11 protein-coding genes, 1 tRNA gene and 1 pseudogene are annotated in these 11,510 nt (G+C 45.0%); 8 read left to right on the forward strand and 5 right to left on the reverse strand.

Annotated features, from left to right (window positions below):
* Positions 1-56 precede the first annotated feature (56 nt).
* From ACYZ97_RS04065 to ACYZ97_RS04075, 3 genes and pseudogenes are all read right to left on the reverse strand, one after another.
* Entirely contained in the window at positions 57-353 is a 297-nt protein-coding gene (locus tag ACYZ97_RS04065; RefSeq protein ID WP_473300203.1) for a CcdB family protein, read from the reverse strand.
* A complete protein-coding gene (locus ACYZ97_RS04070; protein ID WP_473300204.1) occupies positions 353-598 on the reverse strand; it encodes a type II toxin-antitoxin system CcdA family antitoxin in 246 nt (81 codons plus the stop codon). Before ACYZ97_RS04070 ends, ACYZ97_RS04065 begins: the two co-directional genes overlap by 1 nt.
* A 79-nt stretch (positions 599-677) precedes the next feature.
* Positions 678-770: pseudogene (locus ACYZ97_RS04075) on the reverse strand (IS5/IS1182 family transposase); the annotation flags it as partial.
* A gap of 38 nt (positions 771-808) precedes the next feature.
* On the opposite strand from ACYZ97_RS04075, the gene ACYZ97_RS04080 reads away from it, so the two are divergent.
* The 3 genes from ACYZ97_RS04080 (at position 809) to ACYZ97_RS04090 (ending at position 4,186) form a co-directional block, all read left to right on the forward strand.
* Positions 809-1,375, forward strand: coding sequence for an Imm42 family immunity protein (locus ACYZ97_RS04080; RefSeq protein ID WP_473300205.1), 567 nt, complete (start codon positions 809-811; stop codon positions 1,373-1,375).
* Positions 1,376-1,663: 288 nt separating this feature from the next.
* The gene (locus tag ACYZ97_RS04085; RefSeq protein ID WP_473300206.1) at positions 1,664-1,894 is read left to right on the forward strand and encodes a hypothetical protein; all 231 of its coding nucleotides are present in this window, start codon (positions 1,664-1,666) and stop codon (positions 1,892-1,894) included.
* A gap of 183 nt (positions 1,895-2,077) precedes the next feature.
* A complete protein-coding gene (locus tag ACYZ97_RS04090; protein WP_473300207.1) occupies positions 2,078-4,186 on the forward strand; it encodes an autotransporter domain-containing protein in 2,109 nt (702 codons plus the stop codon).
* A gap of 370 nt (positions 4,187-4,556) precedes the next feature.
* On the opposite strand, the gene gstA is transcribed toward ACYZ97_RS04090, so the two are convergent.
* Entirely contained in the window at positions 4,557-5,153 is a 597-nt protein-coding gene (gene gstA / locus ACYZ97_RS04095; protein WP_473300208.1) for a glutathione transferase GstA, read from the reverse strand.
* Positions 5,154-5,330: 177 nt separating this feature from the next.
* Between gstA and dusB the strand changes: the two genes are divergently transcribed.
* From dusB to ACYZ97_RS04115, 4 genes are all read left to right on the forward strand, one after another.
* Positions 5,331-6,311, forward strand: coding sequence for a tRNA dihydrouridine synthase DusB (gene dusB, locus ACYZ97_RS04100; protein ID WP_473300631.1), 981 nt, complete (start codon positions 5,331-5,333; stop codon positions 6,309-6,311).
* A 4-nt stretch (positions 6,312-6,315) separates the two neighbouring features.
* Positions 6,316-7,443: a two-component system sensor histidine kinase NtrB gene (locus ACYZ97_RS04105; RefSeq protein WP_473300209.1), complete on the forward strand. Its 1,128-nt coding sequence runs from the start codon at positions 6,316-6,318 to the stop codon at positions 7,441-7,443.
* Positions 7,440-8,891: a nitrogen regulation protein NR(I) gene (gene ntrC, locus ACYZ97_RS04110; protein WP_473300210.1), complete on the forward strand. Its 1,452-nt coding sequence runs from the start codon at positions 7,440-7,442 to the stop codon at positions 8,889-8,891. The genes ACYZ97_RS04105 and ntrC overlap by 4 nt, the downstream gene beginning before the upstream one ends.
* 77 nt (positions 8,892-8,968) lie before the next feature.
* Positions 8,969-9,058 (forward strand) — tRNA-Ser (locus ACYZ97_RS04115).
* Positions 9,059-9,542: 484 nt separating this feature from the next.
* On the opposite strand, the gene ACYZ97_RS04120 is transcribed toward ACYZ97_RS04115, so the two are convergent.
* Positions 9,543-10,300, reverse strand: a protein-coding gene (locus ACYZ97_RS04120) for an IS5 family transposase (RefSeq protein ID WP_473300211.1) whose coding sequence is annotated in 2 segments (ribosomal slippage) — positions 9,543-9,967 and positions 9,967-10,300 — 759 coding nt in all. Because the reading frame shifts where the segments join, the coding sequence is not laid out codon by codon here.
* Between the two features lie 710 nt (positions 10,301-11,010).
* On the opposite strand from ACYZ97_RS04120, the gene ACYZ97_RS04125 reads away from it, so the two are divergent.
* On the forward strand, positions 11,011-11,424 hold the full coding sequence (locus ACYZ97_RS04125; protein ID WP_473300212.1) for a hypothetical protein: 414 nt from the start codon (positions 11,011-11,013) through the stop codon (positions 11,422-11,424).
* Positions 11,425-11,510 lie beyond the last annotated feature (86 nt).

The raw sequence follows: 11,510 nt of genomic DNA on the forward strand, positions 1-11,510 counted from the left end.
CACTTTTTGTTTTCATAACATAGGATTAGGCTTTTTATAGATACGATAGTTAAATATCAAAATCCTTGTGTGATCATGTCTAGTGCCGAAATGATCGTATCATGTTCATGGGATAGGTTGGTAATGAGCGATTTAAGCTCTGGAGTTTCAACCGAAGCCATGAATTGTGTAACCATGACATAATCATTCTTACCAATCTTAAAGATTGGATTTAGTTTTTGTGCCGGAGAAGGGGCTTTATCGCGCAATATAAGAGGAACGACAATTCGCGTTTTGAGTTGGTCAAGAAGATCAGCTTGTACGTCCAGCAATAGAATATCATTGCTGCCCTGATAAACATCATATCGCGCCATCAGAATTGCCGATGCTTTACCAGAGGAAGCCCATTTTTAGACACATAGTCATTGGAGCTTTCGAGCGCTATGGCATTTTCTTGTTTCCATAGTTCAGTTTTGGCTTTGCTTAATGCTTCAATAATGCCGTTTTCTGCTGCTTTAGACATATTGATTCTGTATGAGCGTGCTTCTTTTAAAAGCTGCCCATTCAAAGATAGATTGACTGGCTTCCGCAATTGTAAGGCTGGCATAATATACTCCATAAATATGCGCATACTTTATATGTATATAATGGCGTTAATATGATCGAATTACAAGTGATTAAACTAAGCTCATGACTCACTAATTAAGATAGAATATGACTGTAGCGGCGATGCATATAGCTGTGAAGAAGGTATGAGCACATCGATCATAGCGCATAGCGATACGCTGCCAGATATACAAAAATATTTTGGCATTAAAGGAAAATTGAAATGATTGTGGGTGATAAAAATAACTTTGCTATCGAAACAGAAATGATCGAAGCATATGAAAACCTTGGATCATTAGCATGGGGATTTTTTGTTATTTATCTCGATGGTGTTTGTTATGGTGTTCGGGAACCAGATGCAACATGGTTAGCTTGTTCGTATAATACAGTAAAAGATAGACTCAGACAGCGAGGTAAACACGTCGCTCCGTTTTTGTGTAAAGCTTCAGCAAAGGCAATTGTTTGGGCACATGAGAACACATATTGGCGATATTCGGAAAAAGAAAAGCATTTTTTTGGACTTGGTAAGGATGAATTAGATAAATTTATACTTGCTAATGAAATAGAATGGGCTCCTGATGGAGATGAAGCATTTGATGATTGTAGCAGAGTTTTACAGTTTGATGAAGGTGATTTCGTTCGTCTTATTGGATACAAATCTTTGAACCCTAAAAAGAAGATGTTTGATACGATAAGAGAAATCATAATTCCAAGTGATGAATATTATCAAATTTTATCAAAATGGATACAAGACTTTGACGAAATGTGGAAGGATACGCCTAAAATGTAAAAATGACCTAATCTGGGCGATATTGTCAGAATAACTTTGCGTTTGGTGAGGGCGTGATGTTTTGGGAGATGAGCAAGTCAGATCCTTTCAAGTATTTCAAAACGTCGCCTGAAATCATCCGCTTGGTGGTGATGGTTTTTACGTGCGATATCCACTGAACTTTCGTCAGGTTAGAAATGTTCGCTATGTATAAAATGAATATCTGGCGTTTGAATGATACAAGATGGGTAAACTTAAAATATCTCTAACGTCTCAATTCCATTGTTTTATAAGTGTCATTGGTCAACAATGTTATTGAAAAATCACCTCTTCACCTTGTGTATTCTTCTTGTGCTGTCCGGCTGTGCGCTAACCGTGCCATGGCAGACACAGACAATTGCCGGTTGGAATGACCGACCGATTGGCACGCTGCAAGCGGTTTTGGGTGTGGCTGATGATGTGCAGTCTGCAAAAGAGGGAACCCGCTATATCTGGCAGCAAAGTGATATACGCTGGGTAACATCGTCAACTTCTGCGTAAAGCTTGTCCATCCCGCCCCTTTCAGATGAGTTAGAGTTAGTCTGACAACACCTTTTTAATAGATCATTAACCATGCTGGCGTAACTGGGCATGAAAGTACGAGGCTGCTTCTTGATTCGTTCATTATTTAAATCGTCTTAAGTCGTTAATATCCAAAATATAATCCATCCATGGTAAAAAAAGATGCCAAGAATTATTTTCTCCCACCGTCTGTGCTTATTAGCGGCTATAGCTGTTGCAGGGTTATCTACCGGAACAACACTTGTCGCTGCACAAGAGTTTTCTCCAACTGACCTTGGGACACTCGGCGGAAATACTTCATCTGTCAAAGCCATCTCTGCGGATGGTCGTGTCATTATTGGTAATAGCCAAACGGCCAGCGGGAACAGTCTCGCTTTCCGCTGGACAGAGGCCGGTAATATGCAAGATCTTGGAACACTGGGGGGGGGCTATTCATATACCACTGCCATCTCTGCAGATGGTCGTGTCATTGTTGGCGATAGCCAAACGGAGAGCGGAAAAAGTCATGCTTTCCGCTGGACGGAGGCCGGTAATATGCAAGATCTTGGAACACTGGGGGGGAGCTATTCATATACCACTGCCATCTCTGCAGATGGTCGTGTCATTGTTGGTGATAGCCAAGCGGAGAGCGGGTACAGTCGCGCTTTCCGCTGGACAGAGGCCGGTAATATGCAAGATATTGGAACACTTGGCGGAAACTATTCATCTGCCAAAGCGATCTCTGCAGATGGTCGTGTCATTGTTGGTGATAGTGACACGGCGAACCGAAAAAGTCATGCTTTCCGCTGGACAGAAACTGGCAACATGCAAGACCTTGGAACTCTCGGCGGGGTCACTTCATCTGCCAAAGCCATCTCTGCAGATGGTGATGTTATTGTTGGTAATAGTTACACGGCGAGCTTTAACATTCACGCTTTCCGCTGGACAGAGTCCGGCAATATGCAAGATCTTGGTCACCTTGGTGGAGACTATTCATCTGCCACTGCCATCTCTGCGGATGGTGGTGTCATTATTGGTGATAGCAAAACAGCGAGCTTAAATATTCACGCTTTCCGCTGGACAGAGGCCGGTAATATGCAAGATCTTGGAACACTTGGTGGAGACTATTCATCTGCCACTGCCATCTCTGCGGATGGTGGTGTCATTATTGGTGATAGCTCAATGACGGGCTTGAACTTTCACGCTTTCCGCTGGACAGAGTCCGGTAATATGCAAGATCTTGGAACACTCGGTGGGGATGTTTCATCTGCCAAAGCGATCTCTGCAGATGGTAATGTTATTGTTGGTGATAGCCAAACGGCGAGCGGGGACATTCACGCAGTTCTTTGGAAATTTTCTCCTAGTGTGATCTCGCCTAGGCCTATTGATGTTAACAACACGATTGAGACCGTCGCTGCGGCTGCCAATGACAGTTTTGCTGCTATGGAAATGCAGCGCATGGGGCTTACCCGTCTGCAAGATGGCTGTTATGCCAACAAGGCCGGTGAGACATGCTACAGCATAAAATCTGACATCAACAGTTTTGATGGCAATAGGGATATTCAGGCACGTATGAATTTTGGACATGCATTCACGGATAACTTCTCTGCCGGTATATCGATTGCCCATTCTGTCTGGCGTGATTTGCCAGATAGCTTTGAACGCAACAACAATAATATTGGTGGCGGTCTTTATGCGCAGTGGAAAGATACAACCTCCGATGGTAGCTGGTATGTGCGTGGAGCACTTGCAGCCAATCGTTACGATGTTGAGCGCAAACGCTCTGTGCTTGCCTATACGGAAGCAGGAGCTGGAGATAGTGTTGTTCATGGCTGGGGCGCTTCGCTTGAATTGGGACGTAACCATTCCCTTTCACAAAAGGATAGTTTCGGTTATTATGGCGGCCTGCGTTACAGCCATCTGAAGATGGATGGATATACAGAGAGCAATGTTGCGTTTGCCTTCAGCTATTCGGACGTTAAATCAGAACGCACTGCCGCCTATCTGGGAGCGAATTACACCAGAAATCTTACCGATAAGGTGATATGGTCGATCAACGGAGAAATCGAACAAGATCTTTCGTACAAAGATCCAAGCCTTCTTGCCCGTGCCGACTATATTGGAGCATTCAGATTCGGTGGCCATGCAGAACACACACGTGCAAATCTCTTGACGACCTTATCTTATGCTGTTTCCGACAAGCTCAGCTTTGACGTGACACCTTATGTCAGTGGCACGACAACACGCGATGCTGCTTATGGTACAATGATTGGTATAAGTGGAAAATTCTAGAGTATAAAAGGCGGCGGTATGGCCTTGTCAGAATAACTTTGCGTTTGGTGAGGGCGTGATGTTTTGGGAGATGAGCAGGTCAGATCCTTTCAAGTATTTCAAAACGTCGCCTGAAATCATCTGCTTGGTGGTGATGGTTTACGTGCGATATCCACTGAGCTTTCGTCAGGTTGGAAATGCTTGCTATGTATAGAAATCAATATCTGGCAGCAAAGTGATACAAGATGGGCAAACTTAAAATATCTCTAACGTCTCAATTTCATTGTTTTATAAGTGTATAGTTCAATGTAGAATTGCCGTAAGCTTCCAAAAATTCAAGTTTGGTAAGGCGCCGTTCAGCCATTTCAGAGTGGCAACGGCGCTCTTTTCTTTATTCAGCAGCAATTGCGGCTTTAACGGAATCACGTTGTTTCATGCGGGCGATAAAAGCGGCAAGAGCTTTAAAGCCTGAAATATCAACGCCGACATGGCTGCACCATTGTGTGACAACAAATAGATAGCAATCGGCAACACTCATGTCGTTGCTTGTCAAATATTCATTTTCAGCCAATGCTTTTTCAGTAAGTTCGAAACGGTTCATAAGTTTCTGTTTGGCTGCATTCTTTTCCGACTCTGTCGAGGCTGGATTAAAAAGAGGGCCGAAATTCTTATGCAATTCTGTTCCGATATAGTTTAGCCATTCCTGCACTTTTGCACGTTCAAAGCTTCCGGCTTTGGGGAGGAGGCCTTTTTCAGGTTTTAAGTCGGCGAGATATTGTACGATTGCCGGGCCTTCTGTTAGCACGCGTCCATCGTCAAGCTGCAGGGCAGGAACATAGCCTTTGGGGGTGATGGCTAGAAAGTCGGCGCCGTCAGCTGTTTTTTTTGTGTTAAGATCAATGGAGATAAGTTGAAGATCAATGCCAAGTTCGCAGGCCACAATATGGGCGGATAGGGAGCAAGCGCCACGTGAATAATAGAGCTTCATTTGTTTTCCTTTTTTAGTTTGTCATAATAACGCATTGTTTATATGGGGATTGTCTACCTTAAAAAGCAAATGAATTTATAATAATTGCGCTTCATAGGTTGTAATGATTGTGTTTTTCATTGCGTGTGGTTACAGATTATGCTGAATTTTAATTTGCACAACAAAGAGGCAATTGAGTTGGACTGGTTGGCACGCCCTATAGATATAGGTTCTGTTACGGTAAGAAACCGTGTCTTTCTTGCACCTATGTCCGGTGTGACAGATTTACCCTTCCGGCAGCTGGCGTGGGAAGCCGGTGCCGGGCTGGTGGTTTCTGAAATGGTTGCCAGTGGAGAGCTCTGCCAAGGTCGAGATGAAAGCTTGGTCCGTCTATCGGGTGAGGGGCTTGGCTTGCATATGGTGCAACTTGCTGGAAGGGATCCTTATTGGATGGCTCAGGCTGCGTGTATCGCAGAACAATCGGGTGCCCATCTTATTGATATTAATATGGGGTGCCCGGCTAAAAAGGTTATCGGTGGTTATTCTGGTGCCGCATTGATGCGGGATGTGGCTTTGGCAGCACGTATGATTGATGCTGTTGTCAAAGCTGTCACAGTGCCCGTTACGCTGAAAATGCGGCTTGGATGGGATGAATATTCTATAAATGCACCACAGCTGGCGGCTATGGCCGAAGATTTGGGTGTTGCTATGGTGACTGTTCATGGACGGACACGTATGCAGTTTTATTCAGGCAGGGCAGATTGGCGTGCTATTGATGCTGTGCGTCAAAAGATAAACATACCTCTTGTCGTTAATGGTGATATTGGTGATGAGGAAAGTATAGGCAAGGCTATTGAAGAATGTGGTGCCGATGCTGTCATGATTGGGCGTGCCTGTTATGGCCAACCTTGGCTTGCCGGTTGTCTTGCCGGCGCTTTGCCTCCGGATAATATCAGTGGGTATATCAAGCGCCATTATCATATGATGCTTGCCCATTATGGAGAAAAAGTCGGCATTCGCCATGCCCGCAAACATCTAGACTGGTATGTGATGCGTCATGGTGGTTCTGGTGCCCTCGAATGTAAGCGGTTATTGATGCAAACAACGGATCCGCAGACTGTCGAGATGTTGATTGATTCATTGTTTGAAAATCGACGTCCAAAAACAAAGGTAGCTTGATTTTATGGCTGTACAACAAAAGATCGAAAATGATTTGGCGGCCAATGTATTGGATGCTGTTTGTCATCCTATTATTATGGTTGATGCTGATAATTATATTACCTATGCCAATGCCGAGGCAGAGCAGTTTTTTAAAGCGAGTTCTGTTGTTTTAGCCCGTAATCAAATTGATCAGATTGTTCCTTTCGGTAGCCCGGTTCTGACATTGATCAAGCAGGTACGAAAGAATCCTATTCCAGTTAATGAGTATAAGGTGGATCTTTCATCGCCGCGTTTGGGCAAGGAAAAGCTGGTTGATGTTTTTGTTCAGCCTTTGCGAGAGGTTGATGGTGGCGTTGTCTTGTTGTTTCAGGAAAAATCTATGGCCGAAAAGCTTGATCGGCAAATGACCCATCGCGCGGCTGCACGCTCGGTGACGGGATTGGCATCAATGCTGGCCCATGAAATTAAAAACCCGTTATCTGGTATTCGCGGAGCGGCACAATTATTGGAAACGGTTGTCGGTGATGATGACCGTCAGCTAACACGCCTTATTACGGATGAGACAGATCGTATTGTTGCACTTGTTGACCGGATGGAAGTTTTCTCGGATGAGCGTCCGATTGAGCGTTTTCCAGTCAACATCCATCTTGTTCTTGATCACGTTAAGGCGTTGGCTGAAAACGGTTTTGCAAGCCAGATCAAGTTTATTGAAAAATATGATCCGTCACTGCCACCGGTTTATGCCAATCGTGACCAATTGGTGCAGATATTCTTGAATTTGGTCAAGAATGCCGCAGAAGCAATTGGGAATCGTGAGGATGGTATTATTACACTGACGACAGCCTATCGCCCAGGTATCCGTCTTTCTGTGAAAGGTAATCCCGATAAGGTTGCTTTGCCATTGGAGTTTTGTGTCGAAGATAATGGTTCTGGCGTGGCGCCGGATATTTTACCGCATCTTTTTGATCCGTTTGTGACCAGCAAAACCAATGGTTCGGGACTAGGCCTCGCTTTGGTGGCAAAAATTGTCAACGATCATGGCGGTGTGATTGAATGTGAATCTCATGCCGGACATACGGTGTTTAAGGTACTTTTGCCCATGTGGAAGCCCGATATAGAGGATGAAGATAATAGAAGGATGTTGCGATGAGCAAGGGGATGATACTTGTAGCTGATGATGATGCGGCCATCCGTACAGTGCTCAATCAGGCTTTGTCGCGTGCCGGTTATGATGTCAAGGTTGCAGCCAATGCAGCAACATTATGGCGTTGGGTTGCTTCCGGTGATGGTGATCTGGTGATTACCGATATTATAATGCCGGATGAAAATGCTTTCGATCTTTTGCCTCGGATAAAGAAGGCGCGTCCGGAAGTGCCTATTATTGTTATGAGTGCGCAGAATACTTTTATGACTGCTATCAAGGTATCAGAGGCGGGGGCTTATGATTATTTGCCTAAACCTTTTGATTTGACCGAACTTATCAGCATTGTCGGGCGGGCACTTGCAGAGCCTCGCGCCAAAAGCGAAGTGTCAAAGATAGAAGAGGGCGGTGAGAGTATGCCGCTTGTCGGACGATCGGCGGCAATGCAGGAAATTTATCGTGTTCTGGCGCGCATGATGCAGACTGATCTTACGGTTATGATAACGGGTGAATCCGGCACAGGTAAAGAGCTTGTTGCATGTGCGCTGCATGAATATGGTCGTCGCCGCAAGGGGCCCTTTGTTGCCATCAATATGGCTGCTATTCCACGGGATTTGATTGAATCGGAATTGTTCGGTCATGAAAAGGGGGCTTTTACTGGCGCAAATACACGCTCGATGGGGCGTTTTGAGCAGGCCGATGGCGGCACCCTCTTTCTGGATGAGATTGGCGATATGCCGATGGAAGCGCAGACCCGTCTTTTACGTGTTTTGCAGCAGGGTGAATATATGACTGTTGGTGGGCGTACACCGATCAAGACCGATGTGCGTATTGTGGCTGCAACCAATAAGAACTTACATCAATTGATTCATCAGGGATTGTTTCGTGAAGATTTGTTTTATCGGTTGAATGTTGTGCCATTGCGTTTGCCACCCTTGCGGGAGCGGACTGAAGATATTGGAGATCTAGTTCGTCATTTTTTCAAGAGTGCGGCAAATGAAGGGCTGCCGCTAAAGCATGTCAGCAAAGCCGGTCTGGAAATGTTGCAGCGTTATTCGTGGCCGGGTAATGTGCGTGAGCTAGAAAACCTGATCCGGCGGTTGGCTGCGCTTTATCCACAAGAAGAGATCAATGTTGATGTGATTGAAGGCGAGTTGAAAAACGAGATGCGCAGTGGCCATGCACAAGATGTGCAGGCACCAATTGGCGATATCTCGATTGCTCAGGCTGTCGAGTTGAATATGCAGAAATATTTTTCTTCTTTTGGGCAGGATTTGCCGCCAAACGGGCTTTATCACCGTGTTTTGGCCGAGGTTGAACATCCGCTTATTCTGGCTTGTTTGACAGCAACACGGGGCAACCAGATCAAGGCGGCGGAATTGCTCGGGGTTAATCGTAATACATTGCGTAAAAAAATTCGGGATCTTGGTGTTAATGTATATCGTGGCACACGTTAATCGGTTTTTTAATGCCGTATTGTTATTTCTCCATTGACCTTCTCGAAGAACATTGTAAAGAAAAAGCACGGCAAACCGGAGGGGTGGCCGAGCGGTTTAAGGCACCGGTCTTGAAAACCGGCGTGCAGGAGACTGTACCGTGGGTTCGAATCCCACCCCCTCCGCCATTCTGGAATAAAAGTGGAAACCTGTTTTTGCAGTGTTTTTTCACCTGAGAGACCAGCAAGCACCCGCAACAGATTTCCCTTATGCCCGATAATCCGAACGCGGACGTCGCCGACCTCGACCCGCTGGGCGAGTGCCCGCAGGTGTTCACGTCGATAACCGCTTGATGGTTCACGCAGCCGCCTCCGGGCTGCCTCGGCGAAGTATTCCAGCATTTGTGGGGTGATTGCCTTCTTTTGCGAACTGTCGAGCATGGCGGAAATGTGGGAGGTGAACTAGAGCAAAATAGTGATGCAAAAGGTTTGATTGGAACAGATTTTGAAAAGTACTTGCAAAAAAAATAGGAGGAATAGGTAGCTTTAAGATCTCTAAAAATGGTCGTGAGGTTGACGGTGCATATGGCCCAAATAATAGTATCTGGTATGAAGCTAAATCTGGTAGGTATTGGGAAAAAGATGTTTTAGGGAAACCTAGGCTCAGGACTCATTAATTGAGATAGAAGATGACTGTAGCGGCGATGCATATGGCTGAGAAGAAGGTATGAGCACATCGATCATAGCGCGTGGCAATACGTCGCCAGTCTTTGAGTTTGGCAAACAGGTTCTCGATTTTGTGTCGTAACCGATAAGTTTTCCTGTTAAAAGCTATTTCGGTGGTTCTGCCCTTTCTGGGTGGAATACAAGTCTTGATCTTTCTGTCAAGCAGTGCCTGCCTGAACCAGTCAGCATCATAACCGCGGTCAGCAATCAACTCCTTGGTATCTGGCAGCATTGGCAGCAGAAGAGCGGCACCTTTGTAATCGCTCATCTGTCCTTCAGTCAGCAGCAGGCATATCGGCTTTCCATCCTGATCGCAGACCGTATGCAGCTTCGAGTTCAAGCCGCCTTTTGTGCGCCCAATATAGCGGGGAACATCCCCTTTTTTAAAAGGCTGGCAGCAGTGCGATGTACCTTGAGATGCGTGGCATCAATCATGATGCGTTCAGGCTTAGGCCCCTGTCCGGCAAGAGCGGAAAAGATGCAGTCAAATACACCCATCCGGCTCCAGCGGATAAAGCGGTTATAGAGCGTTTTATGCGGACCATAGCCGACGGGTGCATCCTTCCATTGCAAACCATGCTTGATCACGTAGACAATGCCACTGATAACGCGCCGGTCGTCCACACGCGCAACTCCATGAGACAACGGGAAAAAGGGAGATATCCGCGCCATCTGCTCTTCACTCAATAGAAACAAATCACTCATTGTTTTTACCTCCTGTAAAAATAATGAATCATAAATCAACCAAAATAGGAATCCTCAAAATTAATAGGTCCTGAACCTAAAAAAACGATATTGCATGAATTACATCGCTTATATACAAGCAATTCGGCTGGTGGTGTATCTGGTGCACTAGTCACAAGAGAGACAAAAAGTGCACAAGATTTTGCTGACAAAGCGTTTTTGTATCTTAAGGGAAAATGATAATGGATCGAGAGATACTTCATAAATGGATAGATACCGCAAATAAAATTATTGAGAACAGCAATGGAAATTATACATGCCCACTTTGCAATAAAAATGAATTAGTTGTTATAGATTGCGAAAACGATGAAGGTACTGTCATTATAGAAAAATTTGTATCATGCAAAAATTGTAATATGAGAACAGCCATTTTAATTAATAAAAAAAAGTAATAAACTTTACGTCATTGTCAGAATAACTTTGCGTTTGGCGGTAGCATGATATTTTGGGGTATGAGCAAGTCAGCTTCTTTCAAATATTTCAAAATATCGCCCGAAATCATCCGCTTGGCAGTGATGGTTTATTTGCGATATGCAATGAGCTTTCGTCAGGTTAGAAATGCTGGTTATGTATAAAAATGAATATCTGGTGTTTGAGTGATACAATATGAGCAAACTTAAAGTATCTCTAACGTCTCAATTCCATTGTTTTATAAGTGTCATTGGTCAACAATGTTATTGAAAAATCACCTCTTCACCTTGTGTATTCTTCTTGTACTGTCCGGCTGTGCGCTAACCATGCCATGGCAGACACAGACAATTGCTGGTTGGGACGACCGACCGATTGGCACGCTGCAAGCGGTTTTGGGTGTGGCTGATGATATCCAGTCTGCAGAAGAGGGAACCCGCTATATCTGGCAGCAAAGTGATACACGATGGGTAACATCGTCAGCTTCCTATAAAACGGCAGGGCTGAAAATGGTCAATGGCCACAATGTAGCAACCATTCGCAATGGCCCGCCCATCCGGACATTGCAACCGGTTTCGTGCCGTGTAACGGCAACAGTTGACCCGAAAGGCAATATCATAACGTTGACCACAACATCTAACGGAATGAGCTGTCAGAACCTGCTTTCAAAACTATAGTCTTTATTAATTCCATAGCCATAGTTGTCGATTTGAATGTCGTTGTGTAGATCACGGCAGGAAGCAATCCGCTATTCGGCCTTGTC

It is taken from the genome of Bartonella sp. bp_1, from assembly GCF_055808085.1.